We start from the raw sequence: 25,018 nt of genomic DNA on the forward strand, positions 1-25,018 counted from the left end.
AGGACCGCGAGGAAACTTGGAACAGGCTCTTAGAGCCTTTGGACGGGCTCCTAATGCCATTCTCGCGCCAAACGATTGAAGGAGGGCTGAAACCTTATGACCGATGCCAGCCCATATCGTTCAATATTCAGCAAGCCCTAGGAGGCTGTCGGACTTGGAAATCGCCGGCTGCAAATGGGCCGCAGCGGTCCATTTTTCACGGTCTTTTTGACCTATAGCTAGGCTATGGGCCTGCAAATCCCGTGAAAACTGTCCTCGCTGGGGCCCATTTTCGCTATCGGCGCTCCAAGTCCGACAGCCTCCTAGGTTTTCTGCCCCCTGAAGCGCTGTGCGGCCTGGCGTATCACTTCTCCCAGCAGGCGCTCCTGGCTCTGCCGCTCGCGCAGCCAGCGGGCGTCGTTGCGGTTGTCGTTCACCTCTGATCTCAGCATGGAAAGTGCTTGAGTCGCCCCGCATTTCTCAGCATAGGGAGCCAGCTGGTCCATGGTTGCCATGATGTGCTCGCGCAGCGGGAGATGGTCACCCGTGGGCGGATCCACATACACGGCATCGAGTCCAAAGCGGCAGGCCTGGAAGCGGTTGTAGCTATAGACCAGGTAGTCGTCTTCCGTGGGCGTGAAGGGCCGCTCCGCTTGAAACCAGGCCGCCAGGCATTGCACGTAACCGGCCAACGCGGCGGCTCGCTCCACGGTCAAAGGGGTGTCGAACACCCGCACCTCGATGGTGCCGTACTCGGGCTTGGGGCGGATGTCCCAGTAGAAGTCCTTCATGCTTTTGACCACGCCGGTACGGGTCATCTTGTCAAAATAGGCTTCGAACTCGGTCCAGGTCAGGATGCAAGGCGCCCGTCCGGAGAGCGGAAAAGCGAACACCGAATTGAGCCTTGCTGAATCAAATGCGGTGTCATGCCCCTGCACATACGGGCTGGAAGCCGCCAGCGCGATGAAGTGCGGGATGTAGCGCGACATGCAGTGCAGCGTGTACAAAGCGGAATCAGCATCGGGGCAACCCACATGCACGTGCTGGCCAAAAATGGTGAACTGCTTGGTCAGATAGCCGTACAGGGCCGAGAGCTCATGAAAGCGCGGCTTGTCGTAGATGCGCCGCTGGTGCCACTGTTGAAATGGGTGTGTGCCACCGCCCACCACTGCAATATTCAGCTTGTCCGCACACTTGACCAAGGCATCTCGAATTTTCGAGAGCTGATCAAGTGCTTCGTCCCATGTGTTGCAAACGTCGGTGGAGATTTCGATCATGCCGGAGGTCATCTCCGGCACTACGCTGCCAGGCAGATCTATCTTGCTCATCAGGCGCAACATGTCCTCCGCGTAAGGCGTCAGATCGTAGTCATGCGTGTTGACGAGTTGCAGCTCCAATTCCACGCCCAAGGTCAGCGGCTTGGATTGCGAGAAGACCCCTAGACTTGAGGGAGAGCTTTCGGCTCGCAATGGAATGTCCTGTGGAATCTGCTCTTGCGTGATGACAGATGAAGAGTTGACAGGTGCGCTCATGATGCATTTCCTCCAGAACGATCACCTGCCGGCAGATCTGCTTCAGGCCGTGGTTTGCCGGCTTCGCCTGCGCGATAAAGCACGGCCGTCACCAGAACTGCGCCCAGCAATTCAGTGACCAGGATCACCGGCAGGGCGATATTCGCCACTTGCGAGCCGATGGTGTGGGAAGCGGCAACAAACTGCGACGTGAGCAATAGAGCTACGGATGACATGGGGACCAAGGCGCCGCTCACCCAAAGGGATTTCTTCAGGGAAATGCCGGTGCCCAAGCCCGTGGCCCCCAGGCTGATCATTTTTGCCAGCGCGCGCACCACGATCAGCACCAGCGTGGCCCATGTGATGCCAATCGTCCAATCTGCTTGCGCCGCCATGGAGGAGACCAAAACGAACATGAGTATGGTCAGCATGGATGCGGCAGTGCCCAACTGGCGCGGCCAGACCCAGGGTCGCGGGTGGATTTGTTTGAGCAGAATCCCGCCCAGCAAGGCCACTAGCGGTGCGGAGCCACCAAAGGGCGGCGCCAGTGCGGCGCAGGCCACTATGAGCGCCAGTGTGACAATGGTGGTGTCTTCGCTGGTCGGGTTCATGAAGCGAAGCGCTGCGGTAAGTAGCCCGGCGAGTACCGCGCCAATCAGCAGTGAAACACCCAGCACCGAGGCGGAAGCGGCCATGGAGGCAACCAGTGTGGCGTCTGCGCGGTCGATCGAGCGCAGCATGGCGGTGCCTATGGTCAGCGCATACAGCGTGTTGAGTGTGGTCAGCGCGATCGCTCGATCGGTCACCGGGCCGGAGGCGCGTAGATCAGACACCACGCGCATCAATACTGCAGGGGACGCCGCCACGGCGATCACCGCCAGGGCGCGTACCACGGGTACGTCAAGCCCAAGCCAGCGCAATGCAGCGAAAGCCGCGACAAAAGTCAGCAGAGATTCCGCGGCGCTTTGCACAAGAACCATGGGGTTGTGGCGAAACCAGCGGAGCGGCAGCCGCGCGCCGGCTTCGAAGAGTACTACCGCAATGCCCAGTTCCAGCAGGAATAAACCAATCCCTTGCAAGGGCCATGCGGCTCCTGTAAATCCTGCCATCCCCGTGATAGCACCCACGGCTGCATAGCCCACGATCTTGGGTATCCGCGCATAGCGTTGTGCAAGATGACCAACCAGGGCTGCTACTGCTAAGACCAGCGCCCATTCAAGTACCGGGAGGCCCGGCGACGGATGAGTCCAATTGGCCCAGACGGCCGGAAGATTTTCGGTCAAATATTGCTCCCTCGTTAGAGGCGCCAGGGTGTCCCCCGTAAAGGGAAAAAAGCGCCAGCGGGCGGGCCCCATCTGCGTTGCAGTGGCCCGATAACGGCCTGCTCCCCATCATCTGATGGTTGATGCCCTCTCCCGCGTTCGGGTGAGCTATGGGGTGAGTGCCTCCCTGGTTTACGGGGGAGAAGCAGACCCATTCAAAAGGGGCAGGTACAAACAGTCTCCTGCCCAGTGGCAGAAGACCAATGCCTACATACTAACGCGCTCGCCCCGGTCCTGCTCCACAGGGATTTCCTCGGGAGGTGTTACTGTATGTTTTACCCGCACCGGCAGCAGGAATGAAAGTGGCTCACGGAGCATGCGCTGAATCAACGCACGGTACAGACGACGACGGTTCAAGCCCGTGATGTTATGCGCCGTCATGGCCAGACGGAAGGCGAAGTAGAAGCTGGAGGCCAGGTTCATGAGTCCTGTGATCACCATGCCACCTACCGCCCACCAGAACGCGGATTGATGCAGTATTCCTGCACCCAGTTCCACGCCAGCCGCCGCCACTTGCCCAGATACCAGGGTTACGTGGCGCACTTCAAAACCAATGCCGAAAAAGTGCAAGATCGGTGGCACCAGCCCCAGCAGCAGCCCTAGCGATATATTGGCGGTGTAGCTGGAAATGTTGGTCCGCCAATAGCGCCCCCACCGCTCAGCCCTCTCCGCACCCAGTGCCCGTGTGCTGCGGGGGTGATAGGCAATGACGGAATCAAGCCGGCTGAACACGAACCAGTTTTCAACCCAGCCGGCGATCACGCTGGAGGCAAACAGCAGTAAGCCGGTCGCGGCTGCAAACAGCACGGTGGGGCCAAGCATGTGATGGTCGGTCAGGATCTGCTGGGAGTGCTTGATGTCGAGCACGCCATCCCAGCCCATGTGGTGCATACCCAGGGTAATGAGCATCGCCATCGGAATGACCATTCCCACATTGCCCATGATCGCGGCAAACTGCGATCGCAGCAGATACACCACCTCGGAAACGAAGTTGTCGACCGCACCCGGCGCGTCCATGTTTTTGAGCTTGGCCGCCATGGCCGGTGCAGTCATCGCCGGCTGCTTGGTTGCCACTGTCCAATGCAGCAGCATGATGATGACGAAAGACAGCGCGTAGTTCGCACCGGCCATCAAACCGCCCCAAAAGGCAGAAAGACTGAGGGATACGATCAGCAACTTGAACCAGGTTGTGAAAGCCAGCACAAACCCGCCGCCTGCCGCATTGCGCAACATGCGAACGTAGTCCCCGGCGGTGCGGGTGATGTAGTGTTCCCCGGTCTCGGCATTGCGTTCAGTCACTTTGGCGGCCAGCAACTCTGTGCTGGTGCGCATAAGCGAACGCAAACTGCGGCTGTCGCGATTCACGCGCACCAAATGAGAAAGTAGCTGTGCCGTTGCCAATGCCGGAGCGTCTGTTTCCAGACACAGCAGCAGCGCCTTCACGCGAATGATGCGTTGGCGAAGCTGCCGGAGCTGGAACTCGATGTGCACAGAAATTCCGTGTTCCTGTAAATGTGCGTACACCGAAAAGGCTGCGTTACGGCAAGCGTCGAGTTGTTCGCGCAACTGGGCTATTGCCACCAGTGATGGCGCGCTTTCCCGCCCGTGTTCGATCACCGCCATGCGCACCCGCTCGAACGTCGTGGGCAGTGAGTGGAAAGCTCGCGCCTGCATGGCTTCTGGCGACATGCGGGTGCGAATGTCCGGAGACAGCCCTATGGCATTGATTTGCCCAAGGGAATAGGTCAGTGCATCCAGCAGCACGCGCTGAGCGTAATCAGCACCGGTTGTTTGGCCTTCGGAATCGGCTCTAAATAGAAGTGAGCGCAGGCGTCGCAGCGTATCGGCATCCAGCGCACGCAACCAGCGGGCATCGAATTCGCTAGGGAGTAAAAGATCGAACAACTCTCCCAGATCGGTGGTCTCCGGGGTCGCGGGCAGCACCTTGCGGCGCAACCGGTTGATGAGCTCGCTCACAAATGCGGCTCGTGGAGCGAAACCCAGATCTGCCAACAGCGGAGTGGCGTCGGTGGAGGAGAGAAATTTTGTCCACCAGCGATGCCAGAGCTTGAGCCACTCTGGGCGCACCTCGGCGGCGTCCAGCATCGAGCGCACCCGTGCCACGGCGGCCTGAGGATCTTCAGACTCACCGCGCACCCAGTCCAGCAGCTCTATCAGCCACAAATGCCGTTTCGGCAACGGCGCCTCTGGATCGAGCGCGCGCAGAATTTGAATCAGCTCGAGCTGAGAGCTTGCCATGGGATGGGGTGGGTTTAGTGGAGTACGCGGGGACCGGCGTTTCCGCCAGTCGCTGCATCCAGTACAAAAAGCGGTACCTCGACTTCAAAGCGCTCACCGTCGGCGGCCACGCAGAAGTAGCTGCCGTGCATGGTGCCGTTGGCTGTGCGCAGGCGGCAACCGCTGGTGTACTGAAAGGCTTCGCCGGGCTTGAGCAGGGGTTGCTGACCCACTACGCCCAGGCCACGCACTTCTTCGGTATGGCCGCGCGCATCGTTGATGATCCAGTGGCGGGAGATCAGTTGCGCCGGAACTTCGCCGGTGTTGTGTACGGTAATGGTGTATGAAAAACCATACACCTCGCTCGCCGGCTCTGATTGATCGGGCAGGTATTGCGGCTCCACCTCCACGGTGAACTGATATTTGGGCATAGTCCATATGGTAACTGTGCGGCTGCCGTAGCTGCGACAATCTCACCCCATGAGCACGACCTACCGCATCGCCCCGTCCATTCTCTCCGCCGATTTCGCCCGCCTGGGGGAGGAGGTTAAGAATGTCATCGCCGCTGGCGCGGACTGGATCCACTTCGATGTCATGGACAACCACTATGTGCCGAATCTGACCTTCGGCCCCATGATTTGCCAGGCCATCAAGCCTCACGCCGTGCGTGCAGACGGTCAGCCGGTACCCATGGATGTGCACATGATGGTGCAGCCGGTGGATGCCTTGGCGCAAGCTTTTGCTCAGGCCGGGGCTGATCTGATCAGCTTCCACCCTGATGCCAGCGCGCACCCGCACCGCAGCGTTCAGGCTATCAAGGCCGCCGGTTGCCAGGCCGGATTGGTATTCAACCCCGCTGCACCGCTGGATGTGCTGGATTGGCTGATCGAGGACATTGACCTGATCCTGATCATGAGCGTCAACCCCGGTTTCGGTGGCCAGGCGTTCATAGACAGTGCCTTGCGCAAAGTGGAGGCCGTCCGTAAGCGCATCATCGCTTCAGGCAAAGATATCCGTCTGGAGGTTGATGGGGGTATCAAGGCCGCCAACATTCGTCAGGTGGCCGATGCTGGCGCAGACACTTTTGTAGCTGGCAGCGCCATTTTTGGCCAAAAGGACTATGCGAGCGTAATCAGCGCCATGCGCGAAGAACTGCGCAAATAAAGCTTGGCTTTAACCGGCCTGCGCCAGCAGGCAGCAGGGCCGGCTGGGAACGCATGCACTAAGGCGGTGCATACTCCTTATGAACACCGCCTCCCCAGGGCTAGGGCTTGATATAAGCGTAGCGCTCGCGCGTCTGCAGCTCGGCGATGCGCACAACCCCTGATGGTGTGAACTCGGCATCCATGTTGAACTGATCTTTCTTCAGATCACGATTTCTGAGCGTAATTTCGCATACTTCGAACGTCACCCCGCGCGCCTTCAAAGCACTCACCAGTGAAGCGTAGTCGATGTTCGGGTTCTTCTTGTCCTTCGCGCCTTCCATCAGGAAATCGACTCCTTCGGCGTGCGTCACGACCGTGATCTTGGTCTTGGGTGACACATCCAGGTGATTTCGGATGTTGCGTAGCCCTTTGGTGGCCTGCATTTCGGCGTTATCGATGTGGTAAACCACCTTGTCCTGTGCCAGCGCGTGGCCAGACACCGTCAGTGCGGTCAGTGCCAGGGCAGCAGCCCCCAGCCAGCGGCGAATCGATTTCATCATTCCCATCTCCTTGGTCATCATTGCAAGGTGCAACGCTACCACAGCGGGCGCGCGCGCGTCGCCGGCCGCCCCAGGGAGGGAGCGGCGGTGTCTTGCCGTTCGAACCCTGGTGACGCTGCTATGCTCAAGTCGAAATTCCATACAAAACCAATGGAGCCATGATGATGACCCTCGAGCTGCTTGCGACCCAGATCCGCGAAATCCTGGCGCGCGAAAACGCCCCCGCCTCCCGAGAGCAGGTGGCCGGCCTTCTCAAGTCCGCCCTGGGAGACCAGGCGTTTATCGCTGCCCAGTTCGCCACCGAGGTGGGTGCTCGCAAGGTGCTTTACGAGGATCCAACACTTGGCTTTTGCATCGTGGCCCACGAATACGCTGGAGCGAAGGACAGCGGTCCGCACGACCACGGCCCGTCATGGGCCATCTACGGTCAGGCCGCTGGCGAAACTCTGATGCGCGATTACGCGTTCGTGGCGCCCGGCCAGGTGCGCGAAACGCGAAGCTACCTCATGCGCCCTGGTGACGTTCACGTCTACAACGAAGGCGTTGTGCATAGTCCCAGCCGTGTCATGAGCACACGTCTGATCCGCATCGAGGGCATGAATCTCGCCGGCGTCGTGCGTGCCGAATGCAAGGTTGCAGAGGGCGTTTAACCCGTTCTGGTCTCACAACGGTGGGGGGAGTTTGTTCTCGGACGCTTCTTCCAACACCCAATCCCGGAACTGGCAGACGAACGGATCCTGCGCCAGGCGATTGGGATAAATGAGATAGAAGGCGTCCATCGAGTCCGCCACCAGTGGGAATGGGGCTGCCAAACGCTTGGCTCGCAGATCATCTGCCACCAGCACAAGCTGTCCCATGGCAACCCCCGCTCCTGAAATGGCCATCTGATAGGCCAGGCTCACGCTTTCAAAGGTAATGCCCCGGTCAGGATCCAGGTTCTTGGCATCAGCGGCATCGAGCCAGATGCGCCAATACCCCGGCCGCGCAGACGATTGCAGCAGGGTAGTGCGCAGCAGGTCACGCGGCGTGAGAAACGGCCCCACCTGCTCCACGAGTGCTGGGCTGCATACAGGGGTGAGCTGGATCGGCATTAACCGGTGGCTCACGCAGCCCGGCCATGAGCCGCGGCCAATGCGTATGGCCACATCGGTGGTGGTTGAGTGGCGATCAATGGGGCCTAGGGAGGTGGTGAAAATCACCACCCGGTCCGGGTGCTGCGCGCGAAAAGCCTGCAGGCGTGGCACCAACCAGCGTTGGCCGAAGGTCATCGGACACCAGATGTGAAGAGGCCGGCGGCCCTTGGATGTCCTGATTTCCTCCGTGACGTCCGAGAGTTGAACCAGCAAGTCGCTAACGGTCTCGAAATACCGCAGGCCAGCCGGTGTCAGTGTGATCTGCCTATGAGAACGCTTGAAAAGTGCCACCTCCAGGCTTTCTTCCAGCTTGGCCAGCTGCCGGCTGGCCGCGCCGGGAGTGACGAACAATTCCTCGGCCGCCGCTTTCACGCTGCCCGTACGGCCAATGGCTTCAAAAACGCGGATGGCATTCAGCGGTGGCAAGCTCATCAGGGTGCAGATCCAAGGTTAGATTGACTTTTACTCAATCGATGCAGAATTTTAGTCGCTTGAGCCGCTTGCAGGGAATCGACAGAATTCACCCGAACTCAGGTTTTTGGAGACATTCGATGGACATTCGGCTTACTGGCAAGATAGACAAATCCCGCATTCGGCACATGAGCGTACCTCGCGCACCCGCGCAGCTTCTGGCGGGTTACCGGGCACTCCAGGATGCGAGCGGGGTTCTCTCGGATGTGATGGATAGGCTAGGTATTCCTGGCGTGGTCGGAGCCTCTGTGCTCAAACCCACGATTGGCGGGAAGTCAATCGTGGGTACGGCGCTGACCGTCCGTAACGCGGTGCAGCAAGGCAATGAGTACGAGGGCGCCAAAAACGCCACCAACCGCATGGCCGAGTTCGAAGCGCACAACCTGGCGCAGCCTGGTGATGTGTTGGTCATCCAGGGCGTCGCAGGCGTGTCCAACATGGGTGGGATTTCCGCGCAAACCGGTAAACGCCACGGTGAAGTAGGCGCCATCATCATGGGCGGTATCCGCGATGTGGCGCATTCGCGTTCAGTGGACTATCCGGTCTGGGCCTCTGAAATCACCCCACGTACAGGCAAATGGCGCATAGAGACCATGGAGATCAACGGCGACGTAGATATAGCGGGTGTCCGGGTGGTCTGCGGTGATCTCGTCTATGCAGACGACACAGGCGTCTGCTTTGTGCCCATTGCCCGGGCCGCCGAGGTACTGGCCATGGCGCAAAAAATTGCCAGCGCAGAAGACATCAAGTGCCAAGCCATCGATGCGGGCGTGCATATCGCCGATTTTCCTAAAACCGAATGAAGGCAGCCACTCGAATCGCAAAGGAATCCGCTATGTTCACAGCTCGGGCACTGCTCCGCTCCACACGCACCGCGTTGGGAGGCTTGCTGCTTCCTCTGGTGCTCATTCCGTCCGGCGCTGCTCTAGCGCAATCGGACTACCCGAACCGGCCTATCCGGCTTATCGTGCCATTCACTCCTTCGGGAGGTGTTGATACCTTGGCGCGTTTGATGGGTGAGCACCTCTCGCGGCGTCTGGGTCAGCCCTTCGTGATCGACAACCGCCCTGGCGCAGGCACCACGATCGGTAGTGTGGCGGTCGCGCGATCTGCACCAGATGGGTACACCCTGCTCATGGCCAGTTCGTCCTTCACTGCGGCAACGGGGCTTTATCCGTCGGTGGGTTACCGGATTGATAAGGATTTCGCCCCCGTGGCGCTATTGGCCAACTCTCCCGTGGTGTTGGCGGTCAGCCCTAAGTTCAAGGCCACCAACTTGGCGGAATTGGTTCAAGCCGCTAAGGATGCACCGGGCAAGCTCACTACAGCGACGTACGGAAACGGGTCGACCCCGCATTTGGTATCTGAGCTGTTCCAGCAAATGACAGGCACCAAATTTTTGAACGTGCCGTACAAAGGCGGCGGCCCCGCGGTGCTTTCTACGCTGATGGGAGAAACCGACATGCTTTTCCCCTCTATCTTGCCCGTACGTCCTCATGTGGCTTCCGGCAAGCTGAAAATTCTGGCCATCGGTTCCGCGAAACCTTCATCACTGATGCCCGGCGTTCCTACCTTTAAGGAGCAGGGCGTGGATCTGGTGACAGGTACCTGGTTCGGCGTGGTGGCTCCAGCCAAGACGCCACCTGCTGTCATTGAACGATTGAACAAGGAAATTCTGGCGTTGGCGAAAGAGCCCGAGTTCGTGAAAGCAATTAACGGCGAAGGAGCAGAGTTCGTGGGCGGTACGCCGGCAGAATTTGGCACGTTCCTGCAGGCTGATCTACGCCGCTGGACAAAAATCATTGCGGATCAGCAGATCAAGGCGGAGTAACTGTCTCCCCCGGTTTGGTCTGGCAGCGATCAACCGGGTGTTCTGTTCTGGTCCCTTTTGAAGGCCCTTTCGGGCACCCCGGATTCATTCACACCTTCATTGCTTGTCCGGGTATCCGGCCTTGCTGAGCGCCGTGAGGAAGGCGCTCTCATCGAGAGCGCTCTCGATCCGAACCTCGCGCGAAGGCGTGTCGATCTCGATTGGGGCTTGCGGGTCGACGCTCTGCAGCGCCTTGGTCACAGACTTGGCGCAACCGCCGCAGGTCATATTGGGAATGTAGAAACGGTGCATCTTGATTTCCTGGTTGATTGATATGATTAACTATTGACCCGGCAGGCTGATGTATTAGCCATTCGGGCTGAGGTTCTACGGTTTCGGTCAAGTGGCGAGTGGCGTTGAAACAAAGATACCGTTCGGGTTGAGCTTGTCGAAACCTTGCACAACTCTTCGACAGGCGTGAACGGCTTTTTTGAGCTTGTCGAAGGGCGTAGCCCTTTCTCTGGGCGAACGAAATTCAAACTCCCTAGAACCGAATCAATAACGCGGGCTTTGACAGCGTGGTTCAGCCAAGTAACGCTTAGGCCCGCAATCAATGTTCATTCGCCAGGCTTGCTTTGGGCAATGCGGCCGCGCTTGCACCTGTTCCGGTACTCGCATCGACAGCCATGGGCGCACGAAAGCGCTTCAGCCTTAGCGCGTTGCCAAGCACAAAAATGCTGGAAAGCGCCATCGCTGCCGCGGCGAAGATGGGTGAAAGCAGAGTGCCGTTCAGCGGGTAAAGCGCCCCGGCCGCAACCGGGATCAGCACAGCGTTGTAAGCAAAAGCCCAGAACAGGTTCTGTTTGATGTTTCGGATCGTTGCCTGGCTGAGTGCAATGGCATTGGGCACACCACGCAAGTCGCCTGACATCAGCACGACATCAGCCGCTTCGATGGCGACATCGGTCCCTGTGCCAATGGCGAGCCCCACATCCGCTTCAGCGAGTGCTGGCGCGTCGTTGATGCCGTCACCCACGAAGGCCACTCGCGCCCCATGGCTGCGGAATTTCTTCAGAGCCGCGACCTTGCCGTCCGGCAACACCTCTGCGGCAACTTCATCGATGCCAAGCTGCTTGGCGATGGCTGCGGCTGTCGCAGCGTTGTCGCCGGTGATCATCGCGACCCTGAGGCCGAGAGCGTGCAGCGCCTTGATCGCCTCAGGTGTGGTCTCCTTGATCGGGTCGGCGACCGCAATCACCGCTGCCAGGCGGCCGTCAATAGCGGCATAAAGCGGGCTTTTCCCTTCGGCGCCCAGGCGCTGTGCGGCAGGTAGAAACTGCGTTATGTTCAGACCGAGCTGCTTCATGAGTCGGTCTGCGCCAACCGCAACGGTTCGGCCGGCGATTTGGGCGGACACACCGAAGCCTGGTGTGGCGTCGAAGCTTTCGATGGGTGCGAGGCTGATGCCACGCAGCTTGGCGGCGGCAACAATCGCCTCTGCAATAGGGTGTTCAGAACGGGTCTCCACTGCAGCAACAAGCGCAAGAACCTCGTCATATTCGAAGCCGTCTGCAGGAACCAGGTCTGTCAGCTCGGGCCGCCCTTTGGTCAGTGTGCCAGTCTTGTCGAGAGCGACAATGCTCACATCGCGCAGCGCCTGCAAGGCTTCACCCTTGCGAAAAAGAATACCCAGTTCGGCTGCGCGGCCCGTGCCGACCATGATCGAGGTCGGTGTGGCCAGTCCCATGGCGCAGGGGCAGGCAATGATAAGAACCGCGACCGCATTGACCAACGCGAAAGTCAGCGCCGGGTCCGGGCCAAAGATCAGCCAGACCAGAAAAGTCAGCACAGCCGCTGCCATCACCGCCGGGACGAACCACATGGTCACCTTGTCGACCAACGCCTGGATCGGCAGCTTGGAGCCCTGTGCTTGCTCAACCAGACGAATGATCTGCGCCAGTACGGTGTTCGCGCCGATCTTCGTAACGCGGAAACTGAAGGCGCCCGTCTTGTTGATCGTGCCGCCGACGACTTCGGCGCCCACCGCCTTTGACACGGGTACCGGTTCGCCAGTAATCATGCTTTCGTCGACATACGAAGCGCCTTCGACGACCTCGCCATCGACTGCGATCTTCTCCCCCGGCCGAACCAGCACGATGTCACCGGTTGTCACCTGATCCAGCGGAATTTCGACGGTGGCGCCGTTGCGCTCAACGCGCGCAGTCTTGGCCTGAAGACCGACAAGCCGTTTGATGGCCTGCGACGTCCGCCCTTTGGCGCGCGCCTCCAGCACGCGCCCGAGCAGGATCAAGGTCACGATCACCACGGCGGCTTCGAAATAGACGTTGGCAGTGCCTGGCGGCAGCACTTCGGGAAGGAAAGTGGCGACCACCGAATAGCCGTAAGCCGCCGCCGTGCCAACCGAGACCAGCGAGTTCATATCGGGCGCTCCGCGCAGCAAGGCCGGTACGCCCTGCCGGAAGAAGCGCAAGCCTGGGCCGAACAGCACAAGCGTGGCCAGCACGAACTGCACATACCAGTTGGTCTGCTCACCCAGGACCCTCATCACCCAATGGTGCATGGCTGGAATCAGGTGCGAGCCCATCTCCAGCACGAAGACCGGCAAGGTGAGTGCAGCTGAAATGAAGAAGGAGCGGCGTAGCGCCCGCGCAGCGCTCTCGCGGCGCTCGGTCTCCAGGTCATCGGCACTAGCCGTTTCAGCGGACAAGCGGCGGGACTTATACCCTGCTCGTTCCACCGCGGCTTCAAGCTCGGCCGTGGAAACGACGCCTGCAAGGTAGCGCACCCTGGCGCGCTCAGTCGCCAGGTTGACATTGGCTTCAATCACGCCTGGAACTTGCGCGAGCGCCTTTTCCACCCGGCCCACACACGACGCGCAAGTCATGTCTTCGATCGCCAGCTCCATCGCCTCCTCGCGCACGGTGTAGCCGGCGCCTTCGATAGCGCGTACGGCCGCCTGCGGATCGGCCGAGCCGGTGAATGTGATGTCAGCGCGCTCGGTGGCGAGATTGACCGCCGCCACCTGTACGCCGGGGACCGCTTTCAGTGCGCGCTCAACACGGCCGACGCACGATGCGCAGGTCATGCCCTCCACGGGAAGGCTCAGGCGATTGGCCGGAGAACTGGATGAACTGACGCCTTTTTGGGAGGTAACGGAAGCCATGAAACGACCTTTTGAATACTGTTGAGGCAAATCTTAAAGATTGACATCGTGTGAAGGTCAAGCGTTGTAATTGTTTCTATTTGAAACAGTGAGGTTCGCCGGCCAAAAGGGAGATCAGGTGCGCTCAGCGGCGCTGCAGAGAGGCGTCTGCAAAACCGACTCAGGATTCTGGTGTGGAGCATCTAGCCTCTGGCCGATGCGGTGGTATTTGAGCGCCCACCATCGCAGGCGCCTCGCCCATGAACCCGCCTTCCTTGTGGTAAGTTAACTATTGTTTTGCATGAAAAAGGTAGTTAACTTGTCTTTGACGCCGCAGGGATTTATTCCAACATTCCATCAAGACATCAGAGCCTGTATCGTTGATCTTGACGGCACCCTGATCGACACGCTCGGTGATTTCGAGGTCGCGCTGAATTCCATGTTGGCCGAACTGAAGCGGCCCCCAGTGAGCGCGGCGGATATAGGCCGGTGGGTGGGCAAGGGTTCTGAACATCTGATCAAAACGGTACTGGAAAGCAGTACCTCAGGCGCCAATATTCTCGATAGCGCGGCGGTGGAAGAGCTCATGCCTGCTGCGTGGCGCCACTACCAGGCGAGCTATCTGCGCATCAACGGGCAGCACAGCACGGTGTTCCCCGGAGCGCAGGAAGGTCTGGCAGCCTTGAAAGCAAGGGGCTATCCACTGGCTTGCTTGACCAACAAACCTCGAGACTTTGCGATTCCGTTGTTGGAAGCCAAAGGGCTTTCAGGCTATTTCAGCTACGTTTTCGGTGGCGATAGCTTCGCTCGCAAAAAACCCGATCCATTGCCGCTCATCGAAACCTGCAAGGCTTTGGCTGTTGCGCCGCACCAAACCTTGATGATTGGCGACTCCGCCAATGATGCTCAAGCTGCGCGCGCCGCCGGTTGCCCGGTGGTATTGACCACATACGGCTACAACCATGGCGAACCCATTCAAGCGGTGGATGCCGATGGCTTCGTGAATTCATTAGCAGACATCGTGGCGTGGCTGGATGCAAAATAGTCAAAGCGACGTTGAACAGCCTCTAAGGCAGAAATCTAAAGGGCAATGTGATCTATGGATGGCGGAAATGAGCTGATCAGGCGCGCAGCGGCAAACCCTCAGGTGCTGCAGTGGCACACGTGGGCATCGCTGACGCCTGGTCCCTCGCTAGTGATACTAGGTGCGGTGCATGGCAATGAAACCTGCGGCGCGCACGCCATCGTTCGTGCCATTGATGATCTGCAGCACGGGCGCCTGCTGCTGCGGCGGGGGCGCCTGACGCTGGTGCCCATTGCCAACCCTCTCGCTTTCGGCACCAATACCCGTGAAGGCGAGCGCAACCTCAATCGCCGCTTCGTGCCACGTGCCGAGCCGCAGGATTACGAAGATCGCATCACGCGTCAGTTGGCGCCGTTGCTCGCCACGCACGATGCCCTGCTCGATCTGCACTCCTTCCACACCCCGGGTGATCCTTTCGCTATGGTCGGCCCCCGCAACAACCAGGGTACCCGGGAGCCATTCAAGCGTGCGCAGGAGGAGGGGGAGTTGGCCCGAGCATTAGGCGTCAATCAAGTGGTGGAAGGCTGGTTGGATGTGTATGACAGCGCTGCCCATGCGCGTGGTGATACCCAGGATGACGAAGGTATAGGCACCAACGAATACATGCGCAGCCAGGGCGGCTACGCCGTCACCATCGAATGCGGCCAGCACGAGGATCCGGCGGCCATCAGGGTGGCGGAGAGAGCCATTCGGGGCGCACTGGCACTGCTTGGCATGGCCGACGTTCCGGCGCCTTCCCGCTTTGCTGGGAGGGCGGCCCGGCTCAAAGACGTTTTCCTGCGTGAGTCTTTGGCGGACGAGTTGGCCGGTGATTGGCACAGCTTCGATGTGGTGAAGGCGGGGGATCTGATTGCCCGCCGTGCCGATGGGAGTGAGCTAAGAGCACCGTACGACGGCAGCGTGCTGTTCCCCCATCCTGAGGCCGATGTAGGCCAGGAGTGGTTCTATCTGGCAGAGCCGAGTTGAAGTAGGCCTGCTGTTCCCTGGCGCTGATCTTTGGCAGGGCCCAGCCGCGCAGACTCCTAGATCTGCACTTCCGGCAACTCGTCCGAGGTCACCGCAAACCGCGAGAGTGTGTTTTGACCAAACACCATGGTGATCGGAACATCTGCGGCATCGCGGCCCATGGCCATCACGATGCGCCCGATGCGGGTTCTGTTGTGTCGAGCATCGAAGGTGTACCACCTGTCACCCAGGTAGACCTGGAACCAGGCGCTGAAATCCATCGTCCCCGTTGAAGGAATCCCTATGTCGCCCATATACCCCGTCGTGTAGCGCGCGGGGATATTCATGGCTCGGCAGAAAGTGATGGCCAGATGTGAGAAGTCCCTGCAAACGCCCACGCGCTCCCTCCAGCCTTCGAGGGCAGAGCGGTTGGCACGGGCCTGCTGGTAGTCGAATCGGATGTGCTGGTGTACGTAAGTGCAGATCGCGCGCACACGCTCCCATCCAGGCGGAGAGGAGCCGAACTGGTTCCAGGCAAATCCCAGCAGTTCGCTATCCACTTCGCAGTAGCGGCTAGGTAGCAAAAACTGTAGTGTTTCTGCGGGGAGTTCGTTCAGCTCAAGCTGCCGTGCCTGCAAATTGACGGTATCTAGCTCCCCGCTATCACGAACAACCGCACTATTGGAAATGCGGATGCTGGGCGTGCCGGCCGGAACGTTGATACGAGTGATCACATTGTCGAAAGGGTCTCGATATTGCTCTATGGGCAGCGCTGGCTCGGTCCGAAGAACCTCGGGGGCGAGTAGATCATGCTGACGCGAGGGATGCACATTGAGCGCACCCAGCAACATGGTGGGCGCATTGACCTTGAGTTCAATGTGGTAGCCGATCTGGATGTGCATGTGGAAGCTGACCTGGTGGAGAAAACATAAAGAGGGGGAAACAAGCTATTGAGCCTTCATGCATTAGATACCTATCGTTCTGAGGCAGATGCAGGAGAAGAGCTTGAATGCGTGTCAGAGGGGCGTGCGCGCCGCTTTGCTAAACTAGGGGTTATGTTCATTCACCGCAATGTCGTTTCACCACTGGGCAGTGTTGTCCAGGGGGCGTGGCCCTGGCGTAAGCCAGCACGCTGACTTGTCGAATCGCGCCTGCAACGGGCGCAAGGTGGCGCATCTGGTACACATGCCAGGCGTCAAGGTAAGAATGAGCGGCAGAACACGCTGCCACTGAGCTTGGAGGCTCGACCCGTGATAACAGAACTTGAATTCAAAAGCCTGACTTCGCAAGGCTACAACCGCATTCCATTGATGGCGGAGGCTTTCGCAGATCTGGAAACCCCGCTTTCACTGTATTTGAAGCTGGCCTGTGGCCAAGGCGCCAGCAAATACACGTTTTTGCTCGAATCCGTCATCGGTGGCGAACGCTTTGGCCGCTACAGCTTCATTGGCCTGCCCGCCCGCACGATTGTTCGGGCCAGCGGCTTTGGTGCGCAGGCGCGCACTGAAGTGGTCACTGATGGCCAGGTGGTCGAAACCCTGGAAGGCAATCCCCTGGATGCCGTGGAGGCGTATCACAAGCGTTTCAAGGTCGCGCTGCGTCCCGGCCTGCCGCGTTTCTGCGGTGGCTTGGTGGGCTACTTCGGCTACGACACGGTGCGCTACATCGAGAAAAAACTCGAAAACACCTGTCCCCCAGACACCTTGGGTACACCTGACATCCTGTTGATGCATTGCGAGGAATTGGCCGTAATCGACAACCTGTCAGGCAAGCTGTATCTCATCGTTTATGCAGACCCAGCCCAACCTGAGGCCTACACCCGTGCCAAAAAGCGCCTGAAAAACCTGCGCGAGCAACTGAAATATTCAGTGAGCGCACCGGTGGTCAAGCCGTCGCAAAACCATCCTGCTGAAAGAAGCTTCGCCAAGGCTGATTACATCGAAGCCGTGGAAAAAGCCAAAGGTCTCATCGCGGCGGGCGATTTCATGCAGGTGCAGGTGGGGCAGCGCATCAGCAAACGCTACACAGAATCACCCCTTTCTTTGTACCGCGCTTTGCGTTCGTTGAACCCATCGCCGTACATGATCTATTACGACTTTGGCGATTTCCACGTAGTTAGCGCCAGCCCTGAAATCCTGGTGCGCCAGGAAAACACGCCGGAAGGCCAGAAGATCACCATCCGTCCGCTGGCCGGCACGCGTCCGCGTGGTGCTACGCCTGAGATCGACAAAGCCACAGAGCACGAACTGGTAAACGATCCCAAGGAGCGTGCCGAACACGTGATGCTGATCGACCTCGCGCGCAATGACATTGGCCGTATTGCCAAGACCGGTAGCGTCAAGGTCACGGAGGCATTTGCTGTCGAGCGCTATAGCCACGTGATGCACATCGTCAGCAACGTCGAAGGCATTCTTAAAGACGGCATGACCAGCATGGACGTGCTCAAAGCCACCTTCCCAGCGGGCACCCTCACGGGCGCTCCCAAGGTGCATGCCATGGAGTTGATCGATCAACTGGAGCCCATCAAGCGCGGAATCTACGGCGGTGCCTGTGGCTACATCAGCTATGCCGGGGACATGGATGTGGCCATTGCCATCCGTACCGCCATCGTCAAAGATCAGCAGTTGCACGTACAGGCGGCTGCCGGCGTGGTGGCAGATTCCGTCCCTGAAATGGAATGGAGAGAGACGGAGCACAAAGCGAGAGCGCTGATGCGTGCTGCAGAACTCGTGGAAGAAGGGCTTGAATGACCATCCGGGCAATTGATCGAACCAAAGCCTGCGCCAGCATGACTGAGGTGCGCGCACAGGTGGATGCCCTGGATGACATTCTGGTGCCGCTGCTGGTGGAACGTGGCGGCTATATGACGCAAGCCGCCATCAACAAACCGCGCGCGGCATTGGTGCGGGATGAAGCCCGCATCGAAGCCATTGTGCGCCGGGTGCGTTCGCGCGCGGAAGCTGAAGGCGGGCAACCCGATGTGATCGAGGCCATCTACCGCGGCATGATGGAAGCCTACATCACCTATGAGCACCGCGAGTTCGCGCGTTTGCGCGCCGAAGGGCAAAAAGACGAAAAAGCGGAGTGCCAGCCGCTGAGTGTTCCGGCCGGATGAGTGCCGAGCGTTGGCCTTGAGAGACCGACGCAGGAGTGGCTTTACTCCCTCTCCCGCCTGCGGGAGAGACTGATGCCGGCGCCCCTGCCAACGTGAGCCCCAGAACCCAAGCCTGCGAGCGGGGTTACTCCTTCCCCCTCTGGGGGAAGGTGGGGATGGGGGCAAGCAGCGGTCGATTGAAGCGCTGCGGTTGCTTAGTTATCTTCTGCTCTTCGCTTGCCAAAGAAAGGCAATCCCGCCCCTCGCCTTGCGCTTCTCAGCGCGGCCAGAGGGGTGGGATACCCATTCGGGCCATCGCTACGCCGGGCCCTGAAACCGTCAGTCGCGCGCGATGGGCTTTACTCCCTCTCCCGCAGGCGGGAGAGGGTAGGGCGGGGCCGGCCAACCGGTGAGGGCAAACGGCGTGTCCATGATGTGTGCCCCTCCGCAAGATCAGAGACGTTCACCTGAAACGAACAGGCTCATTTATTCATATCGACATGAGAAACCAGCGCGTTATCAGGGTTCTTATGTAGGAAGGAACAACAAAGCTCGCTCCAGCAGCTCTGCCAACGCGCTCTTTGCGGATCCCCCTGCTCACATATCTACCGCAGAGCCATTTCTGTCATATTTGCGCTGGACGCGAGTGCCCTGACCGGCGATCATCGCGTTCGATACTGAACTCTTCACATCGTTTGCAGATGCCATATACATTCCAGACTGTTCCGCAAATATCTGTCCAGGCCGGCGCCAACGCGCAACTGGGGCAACTTCTGGCTCAGCGCTTTCGCCCGGGCCGCGTCATGCTCGTGACGGACAGATTCCTGGTCACCAGTGGGCTGATCGCTCCAGGCCTTAAGTCTTTGCAAGAGGCCGGCTGGGAGGTCATGGTCTACGACGAGGTTCAGGCTGACCCGCCTGATCACGTGGTCCGGGCTGCGGCAGAGAAGGCGCGGGCGTTTGGGGCTCAGGTGGTACTGGGGTTTGGAGGCGGTTCTTCAATGGATGTCGCCAAACTCGTGGCGGTTTTGGCAGACTCTTCCCAAGCTTTGGAATCAATGTACGGGATCGATCAGGTCCAAGGCGCTCGCCTGCCGCTCATACAGATCCCCACCACTGCCGGCACCGGTTCTGAAGTCACGCCCATTTCCATCGTCACAACCGGTGAAACGACCAAGAGCGGCATTGTGGCAAGCCAGTTGTACGCGGACATGGTCATCCTTGATGCGACCCTCACCACCGGCCTGCCTCCCGCAGTGACCGCCGCCACCGGCATAGATGCCATGGTGCACGCAATCGAGGCCTACACCAGCAGGCATAAGAAAAACCCGCTTTCTGATCATGCGGCTACGAGAGCGCTTGCGCTACTTTCCAGCAATCTGCTGACCGCCGTAAAGCACGGGGACGATCTCCGGGCACGAGAGAACATGCTGCTCGGATCCATGCTCGCCGGCCAGGCTTTCGCTAACTCGCCTGTCGCCGCGGTGCACGCGCTGGCGTATCCCCTGGGTGGCCATTTCCATATCCCGCATGGTCTGAGCAACGCACTCGTACTTGGTCAGGTCCTCCGCTTCAATGCGGAGGCAGCCGCGCCGCACTACGCAGAATTAGCAGAAATTGTCATGCCCGGGGCCAGTGGCAGTGTCGAGGCGAGGGCTGCGGCCTTTATCGCCCGCATCGAATCGCTGGTGGCGCAAACCGCTTTGCCCATGCGCCTTCGAGACCACAAGGTACCTGAGAGCATGCTGGAGCGCCTCGCCGCAGACGCCATGCTTCAGCAGCGCCTGCTCATGAATAATCCAAAAGACGTGACGGAAGCAGACGCCCTCGCTATTTACCGGGCTGCCTATTGAGTCTTTGGTCTGAGCCGTTCGTCTGCGCGGATGCCCAGGCGGAGCGCGCTATAAGGGCAAACGGGCCGTGTAGAATGGCTCGTGGCTCTTTTTATGACCCCCATTTCCTCGATCAACACACTTCAGTGGTGGCGCTTCCAATAGGAAGCGGCATGTCGCTGCGGTGCAGACCGCAACCTTGTCGCCGTACCGGTGGGCAAGGTCAGAGACTTTCCGGCACGGCGGCTCCAACCTCATGGAGGATGTCCAATGCCCTTGATCCCATCACATCTGGTAGTTTGCCTTTCCCCTGGAAGTGGAGGCTGGCATGCGCACGCCGTTCGTCAATTGAGTCACGCCAGCGCCGTGATCCCATTCAATTTTCCTGAAATCAAAAAGGTGGATCTATGAGGCTCCTCATGGTCGACAACTACGACAGCTTTACCTACAACATCGTCCAGTACTTTGGCGAGTTGGGAGCTGATGTCGAGGTGTTTCGCAACGATGAAATCACGCTTGAGGGTATAGCTGCCCGCAACCCTGATCGCCTGGTGATCTCGCCCGGCCCTTGTTCTCCGGCGGAGGCAGGCATCTCGGTGGCAGCCATTCAGCACTTCGCTGGCAAGCTGCCCATCCTCGGTGTGTGCCTTGGCCACCAAGCCATCGGCGCCGCTTTTGGCGGCAAGATCATTCGCGCCCAGGAGCTGATGCACGGCAAAACCAGCGTCATCACCACCACACAGAAGGGCGTGTTTGCAGGTTTGCCTGAGAAATTCACAGTCAACCGCTACCACTCGCTTTCTATTGAGCGCAGCACGGTTCCCAAAGAGCTGGAGATCACCGCGTGGACAGACGACGGCGAAATCATGGGCGTCAGGCACCAGTCACTGGATATAGAGGGCGTGCAGTTTCACCCTGAAAGCATCCTCACGGAGCATGGCCACGCCATGCTGAAGAACTTTCTCGTGCGGGCGACCTGATGGTTGTCTTCATCAAGTAAAACGCGCGGGCAGACCACAGGTCGGCCGTTAGGCACTCTTACCAAGTCGAATCGAGAAAAAGAATGATCACCGCTCAGGAAGCGCTCCAGCGCACCATAGAACACCGCGAAATCTTCCATGACGAAATGCTGCATCTGATGCGGCTGATCATGAAGGGGGAGATTTCTCCCCTCATGATCGCAGCCATTACCACCGGCCTGCGCGTCAAGAAAGAAACCATTGGCGAGATCACCGCCGCTGCGCAGGTGATGCGCGAGCTGTCCACCAAGGTGCACGTACAGGATCCCACACACCTGATTGACATTGTGGGCACCGGTGGCGATGGTTCGCACACCTTCAACATCAGCACCTGCTCCATGTTTGTGGCCGCGGCTGGTGGTGCTCGTTGCGCCAAGCACGGTGGGCGCAGCGTATCCAGTAAATCTGGCAGCGCTGATGTCCTGGAAGCATTGGGCGTCAACATCAACCTCAAGCCAGAGCACATTGCCCAATGTATTGCGGAGACTGGCATGGGCTTCATGTTCGCCCCCAATCATCATCCGGCCATGAAGAATGTCGCGCCCGTCCGCAAGGAGATGGGCGTTAAAACTTTCTTCAACATCCTCGGCCCCCTCACCAACCCGGCTGGCGCTCCCAATATTCTTATGGGCGTGTTTCACCCTGATCTCGTCGGTATTCAGGTCCGAGCCTTGCAGCGCCTGGGTGCTGAGCACGCGGTAGTCGTTTATGGCCGTGATGGCATGGATGAAGTGAGCCTTGGCGCCGCCACGGTCGTGGGTGAACTGAAGAATGGGGAAATCAGCGAATACGAGATTCACCCTGAGGATTTCGGCTTGCCGATGGTGAGCAACCGAGCGTTGAAAGTGGAAACACCAGAACAGTCCATGGCCATGCTCAAGGGCGTGCTGGATGGTGATATCGGCGCCCCTCGCGACATCGTGCTGCTGAACGCAGGCGTGGCGCTGTATGCGGCTGGCGTGGTGCCCACCATGAAAGACGGCGTGACGCGTGCACGCGAAGCCATTGATTCCGGCGCTGCTCGCGCCAAGCTGGATAGCTTGGCGGCGTACAGCCTCAAGATGGCTGCCTGAGAAGGTGTGAACGAATCTCTCATGCCTGCCTTGATCGGGCAGTTTTTGACGGCCCTTCCGGACACTTCGGACTCGTTCGCACCTTCCTGGACTCTGAGATTTTTTGAACATCAAGGCGCCGGTGCAGAGCCGGCGCAGAAAGCTACTGACAAATGAGTGACATCCTGAACCAGATCGTCGCCGTCAAGCGTGAGGAAGTCGCTGCGGGCCTGAAGACGAAGTCGCTCGCCGCGATGCGCGAAGACGCAGAAAGCCGTGTGCTCACCCGTGATTTCATTGGTTTCCTCAGGGCCAAGCAGGCCGCAGGTCAGGCCGCCGTCATTGCGGAGATCAAGAAAGCAAGCCCCAGCAAGGGCGTGATTCGTGAGGATTTCATTCCTGCCGATATCGCCCAAAGCTACGCCTTCGGTGATGGTGAGACCAGTGCGGCTTGCCTTTCTGTGCTGACAGACCGGCAGTTTTTTCAGGGCAGCATTGATTACCTGAAGCAGGCGCGCGCCAGTTGCACCCTTCCAGTGCTGCGCAAGGATTTCATGATCGACCCCTATCAGGTCTATGAAGCGCGCGCCATGGGGGCAGACTGCATTCTTCTGATCGCCGCGTGCCTTGGCGATGAGCAGATGGCTGAGCTGGAATCTATCGCTCACAGCCTCGATATGGCAGTGCTCGTGGAAGTTCATGATCAGCCGGAATTGCAACGCGCGTTGAAGCTGAAAACCCCTTTGGTGGGCATCAACAACCGCAACCTGCGCACATTCGAAGTTTCGCTGGACACCACGTTGGGCATGCTCGCCGAGGTCCCATCTGATCGCCTGTTGGTGACCGAGAGCGGGATTTCTACCCGTGCTGATGTCGAGCGCCTGCGCGAAGCAGGCGTACATGCCTTCCTGGTGGGAGAGGCCTTCATGCGGGCTCCGGAACCGGGCGAAGCACTGGCCGATCTGTTCCGCTAATGGCACCCCCTGCACGCGAGCGTTCGTCTGAATCGCTGTCTCTCTTTAGCGAAGCGCAAGCTGGCGTAGAGCGCTTGCGCGAGTGGCCCATCGGCATTGAACAAATCGCCTCCGGTTGGCGCCCGGTGGTCAATGATTTCTTGCAAAGTGATGCCGGCCGGCGCTTGGATGAATTCCTGCGCGAGCGCATAGCGGCAGATGCCTGCATTTATCCTCCGCAACCCTTGCGCGCACTCACGCTCACACCGCCTGAAGCTGTGCACGTGGTTATTCTTGGCCAGGACCCCTACCACGGAGCAGGGCAGGCTAATGGCCTGGCATTTGATGTCGCCCCCGGCATCAAGCTTCCCCCCAGCCTGCGCAACATTCACAAAGAGCTGGCGCTGGAGTACGGCCGCTCCCCCAAGGCTGAGGGTCTACTGGAGCACTGGGCACGCCAGGGCGTACTCCTGCTCAATACCTGTCTCACGGTGGAAGATGGCCAGCCCGCAAGCCACGCTCGCCTGGGCTGGCAAACGCTGACAACAGCCATTTTTAATCAGTTGGTAGAAAGCGATCGACCACTTGCATTCCTGCTGTGGGGCGCACACGCGCAAGCTAAAGCGCCAGAAGGCGAGCTTGGGCAAGAAGCGCAAGATAGTGGGCTAAAAGGGCATTTGTGGCTAATGGCCAACCATCCTTCGCCCCTGTCCGCATTGCGCCCTCCAGTGCCATTTATGGGGTGTGGACACTTCAAACGCGCCAATGATTTTCTGGCCTCACACGGGCTGCCGATCATCGATTGGCTCGGTGATGAAGAAAATATTGGCAAACGTCACAAACTGGTGGCATAATCATAGGTTCTTCGCCGGAGAGGTGGCCGAGTGGTTAATGGCAGCAGACTGTAAATCTGCCCTCTTACGAGTACGCTGGTTCGAATCCAGCCCTCTCCACCAGCGAAATATGAGTTAAGCCGGCTTGCCGGCCGACTAAAGTCGAAGGCCCTTATGGGCTTGAGACGCGAGCGTTTGGGAAGCTTTTTCCGAGCAAAGTTATCTCGCGCAAGGTGCACGTAGTTGCCTTGTGGGATCTTTGCGGGAGTAGTTCAATGGTAGAACCTTAGCCTTCCAAGCTAATGGTGCGGGTTCGATTCCCGTCTCCCGCTCCAGTTGGCTTGGGTTGGTTGAAGTGAATTTGCCCTTGTGGCTCAGTGGTAGAGCACTCCCTTGGTAAGGGAGAGGTCGCGGGTCCGATTCCCGCCAAGGGCACCAGGTTTGCCGTGGCATGTGCGTCCGGCTATCGTTTTTGATGTTCGGTTTATTTTTTCGGAGTCGAAGAAATGGGAAAAGCTAAGTTTGAGCGCACCAAGCCGCACGTAAACGTGGGCACCATTGGTCACGTTGACCATGGTAAGACGACCCTGACGGCCGCGATTGCGACCGTGTTGGCTCGTAAATTTGGCGGCGAAGCCAAAGCGTATGACCAGATTGATGCAGCGCCAGAAGAAAAAGCGCGCGGCATTACGATCAACACTGCGCACGTTGAGTACGAAACGGCTAACCGCCACTACGCTCACGTGGACTGCCCCGGTCACGCTGACTACGTTAAGAACATGATTACCGGCGCTGCCCAGATGGACGGCGCTATCTTGGTGTGCTCGGCCGCTGACGGCCCTATGCCCCAAACGCGTGAGCACATCTTGCTGTC

23 protein-coding genes and 3 tRNA genes are annotated in these 25,018 nt (G+C 59.1%); 17 read left to right on the top strand and 9 right to left on the bottom strand.

Translation table 11 applies throughout. The annotated features are described in order from the left end of the window. Window positions 1–302: 302 nt before the first annotated feature. From G518_RS0124655 to apaG, 4 genes are all read right to left on the bottom strand, one after another. The gene (locus tag G518_RS0124655) at window positions 303–1,511 is read right to left on the bottom strand and encodes a YbdK family carboxylate-amine ligase (RefSeq protein ID WP_084652250.1); all 1,209 of its coding nucleotides are present in this window, start codon (window positions 1,509–1,511) and stop codon (window positions 303–305) included. Then, entirely contained in the window at window positions 1,508–2,773 is a 1,266-nt protein-coding gene (locus tag G518_RS0124660) for a cation:proton antiporter (RefSeq protein ID WP_028604792.1), read from the bottom strand. Before G518_RS0124660 ends, G518_RS0124655 begins: the two co-directional genes overlap by 4 nt. A gap of 246 nt (window positions 2,774–3,019) precedes the next feature. Further along, the gene (locus tag G518_RS36790) at window positions 3,020–5,071 is read right to left on the bottom strand and encodes a site-specific recombinase (protein WP_051237368.1); all 2,052 of its coding nucleotides are present in this window, start codon (window positions 5,069–5,071) and stop codon (window positions 3,020–3,022) included. Between the two features lie 14 nt (window positions 5,072–5,085). Further along, on the bottom strand, window positions 5,086–5,481 hold the full coding sequence (apaG, locus tag G518_RS0124670) for a Co2+/Mg2+ efflux protein ApaG (protein WP_028604793.1): 396 nt from the start codon (window positions 5,479–5,481) through the stop codon (window positions 5,086–5,088). A 49-nt stretch (window positions 5,482–5,530) separates the two neighbouring features. On the opposite strand from apaG, the gene rpe reads away from it, so the two are divergent. Continuing rightward, entirely contained in the window at window positions 5,531–6,214 is a 684-nt protein-coding gene (rpe, locus tag G518_RS0124675; protein ID WP_028604794.1) for a ribulose-phosphate 3-epimerase, read from the top strand. Between the two features lie 100 nt (window positions 6,215–6,314). On the opposite strand, the gene G518_RS0124680 is transcribed toward rpe, so the two are convergent. Beyond that, the gene (locus tag G518_RS0124680; protein ID WP_028604795.1) at window positions 6,315–6,752 is read right to left on the bottom strand and encodes a DsrE family protein; all 438 of its coding nucleotides are present in this window, start codon (window positions 6,750–6,752) and stop codon (window positions 6,315–6,317) included. A 161-nt stretch (window positions 6,753–6,913) separates the two neighbouring features. On the opposite strand from G518_RS0124680, the gene G518_RS36795 reads away from it, so the two are divergent. After that, window positions 6,914–7,405 carry a cupin domain-containing protein gene (locus G518_RS36795; protein ID WP_051237369.1) on the top strand — a complete coding sequence of 164 codons (492 nt, stop codon included), beginning with the start codon at window positions 6,914–6,916 and terminating at the stop codon, window positions 7,403–7,405. A gap of 12 nt (window positions 7,406–7,417) precedes the next feature. Here the strand turns inward: G518_RS36795 and G518_RS0124690 are convergent, their stop codons facing one another. Next, a complete protein-coding gene (locus tag G518_RS0124690) occupies window positions 7,418–8,320 on the bottom strand; it encodes a LysR substrate-binding domain-containing protein (RefSeq protein WP_036595990.1) in 903 nt (300 codons plus the stop codon). A 119-nt stretch (window positions 8,321–8,439) separates the two neighbouring features. On the opposite strand from G518_RS0124690, the gene G518_RS36800 reads away from it, so the two are divergent. Both G518_RS36800 and G518_RS0124700 read left to right on the top strand, forming a co-directional pair. Further along, window positions 8,440–9,162 carry an RraA family protein gene (locus G518_RS36800; protein ID WP_036595992.1) on the top strand — a complete coding sequence of 241 codons (723 nt, stop codon included), beginning with the start codon at window positions 8,440–8,442 and terminating at the stop codon, window positions 9,160–9,162. Between the two features lie 32 nt (window positions 9,163–9,194). Continuing rightward, window positions 9,195–10,190 (top strand): Bug family tripartite tricarboxylate transporter substrate binding protein, encoded by a 996-nt coding sequence (locus tag G518_RS0124700; RefSeq protein ID WP_051237370.1) that lies wholly within the window; start codon window positions 9,195–9,197, stop codon window positions 10,188–10,190. Window positions 10,191–10,286: 96 nt separating this feature from the next. Here the strand turns inward: G518_RS0124700 and G518_RS0124705 are convergent, their stop codons facing one another. Together G518_RS0124705 and G518_RS36805 are read right to left on the bottom strand one after the other, a co-directional pair. Beyond that, entirely contained in the window at window positions 10,287–10,481 is a 195-nt protein-coding gene (locus tag G518_RS0124705; RefSeq protein WP_028604798.1) for a heavy-metal-associated domain-containing protein, read from the bottom strand. A gap of 298 nt (window positions 10,482–10,779) precedes the next feature. Then, the gene (locus tag G518_RS36805) at window positions 10,780–13,353 is read right to left on the bottom strand and encodes a heavy metal translocating P-type ATPase (RefSeq protein WP_051237371.1); all 2,574 of its coding nucleotides are present in this window, start codon (window positions 13,351–13,353) and stop codon (window positions 10,780–10,782) included. Between the two features lie 280 nt (window positions 13,354–13,633). Here G518_RS36805 and G518_RS0124715 point away from each other — a divergent pair, with 280 nt between their 5' ends. Next, the gene (locus tag G518_RS0124715; RefSeq protein WP_156909537.1) at window positions 13,634–14,377 is read left to right on the top strand and encodes a phosphoglycolate phosphatase; all 744 of its coding nucleotides are present in this window, start codon (window positions 13,634–13,636) and stop codon (window positions 14,375–14,377) included. 54 nt (window positions 14,378–14,431) lie between these two features. Next, window positions 14,432–15,382 carry a M14 family metallopeptidase gene (locus G518_RS0124720; protein ID WP_051237372.1) on the top strand — a complete coding sequence of 317 codons (951 nt, stop codon included), beginning with the start codon at window positions 14,432–14,434 and terminating at the stop codon, window positions 15,380–15,382. A 56-nt stretch (window positions 15,383–15,438) separates the two neighbouring features. Here G518_RS0124720 and G518_RS0124725 read toward each other — a convergent pair whose 3' ends face one another. After that, window positions 15,439–16,263, bottom strand: coding sequence for a transglutaminase-like domain-containing protein (locus G518_RS0124725; RefSeq protein ID WP_028604801.1), 825 nt, complete (start codon window positions 16,261–16,263; stop codon window positions 15,439–15,441). Between the two features lie 348 nt (window positions 16,264–16,611). On the opposite strand from G518_RS0124725, the gene trpE reads away from it, so the two are divergent. The 11 genes from trpE to G518_RS38760 form a co-directional block, all read left to right on the top strand. Continuing rightward, the gene (gene trpE, locus G518_RS0124730) at window positions 16,612–18,111 is read left to right on the top strand and encodes an anthranilate synthase component I (protein WP_028604802.1); all 1,500 of its coding nucleotides are present in this window, start codon (window positions 16,612–16,614) and stop codon (window positions 18,109–18,111) included. Next, window positions 18,108–18,476, top strand: a complete 369-nt coding sequence (locus tag G518_RS0124735; protein ID WP_028604803.1) for a chorismate mutase — start codon at window positions 18,108–18,110, stop codon at window positions 18,474–18,476. The genes trpE and G518_RS0124735 overlap by 4 nt, the downstream gene beginning before the upstream one ends. A gap of 680 nt (window positions 18,477–19,156) precedes the next feature. Continuing rightward, window positions 19,157–20,308, top strand: coding sequence for an iron-containing alcohol dehydrogenase (locus G518_RS0124740; protein ID WP_036595995.1), 1,152 nt, complete (start codon window positions 19,157–19,159; stop codon window positions 20,306–20,308). Window positions 20,309–20,694: 386 nt separating this feature from the next. Continuing rightward, the gene (locus G518_RS0124750; RefSeq protein ID WP_028604805.1) at window positions 20,695–21,267 is read left to right on the top strand and encodes an anthranilate synthase component II; all 573 of its coding nucleotides are present in this window, start codon (window positions 20,695–20,697) and stop codon (window positions 21,265–21,267) included. Window positions 21,268–21,350: 83 nt separating this feature from the next. Next, a complete protein-coding gene (trpD, locus tag G518_RS0124755; protein WP_028604806.1) occupies window positions 21,351–22,379 on the top strand; it encodes an anthranilate phosphoribosyltransferase in 1,029 nt (342 codons plus the stop codon). Between the two features lie 152 nt (window positions 22,380–22,531). Next, the gene (gene trpC / locus G518_RS0124765) at window positions 22,532–23,332 is read left to right on the top strand and encodes an indole-3-glycerol phosphate synthase TrpC (protein ID WP_028604807.1); all 801 of its coding nucleotides are present in this window, start codon (window positions 22,532–22,534) and stop codon (window positions 23,330–23,332) included. Further along, a complete protein-coding gene (locus G518_RS36810; RefSeq protein WP_051237373.1) occupies window positions 23,332–24,165 on the top strand; it encodes a uracil-DNA glycosylase in 834 nt (277 codons plus the stop codon). The genes trpC and G518_RS36810 overlap by 1 nt, the downstream gene beginning before the upstream one ends. Before the next feature lie 16 nt (window positions 24,166–24,181). Then, a tRNA-Tyr gene (locus G518_RS0124775) sits at window positions 24,182–24,267 on the top strand. A gap of 138 nt (window positions 24,268–24,405) precedes the next feature. After that, window positions 24,406–24,479, top strand: a tRNA-Gly gene (locus G518_RS0124780). Between the two features lie 28 nt (window positions 24,480–24,507). Then, a tRNA-Thr gene (locus tag G518_RS0124785) sits at window positions 24,508–24,582 on the top strand. A gap of 68 nt (window positions 24,583–24,650) precedes the next feature. After that, the coding region (locus G518_RS38760; RefSeq protein WP_211231765.1) for a GTP-binding protein at window positions 24,651–25,018 on the top strand (368 nt) is incomplete at its 3' end.

This window comes from Ottowia thiooxydans DSM 14619 (assembly GCF_000422885.1).
Classification (GTDB): domain Bacteria; phylum Pseudomonadota; class Gammaproteobacteria; order Burkholderiales; family Burkholderiaceae_C; genus Ottowia; species Ottowia thiooxydans.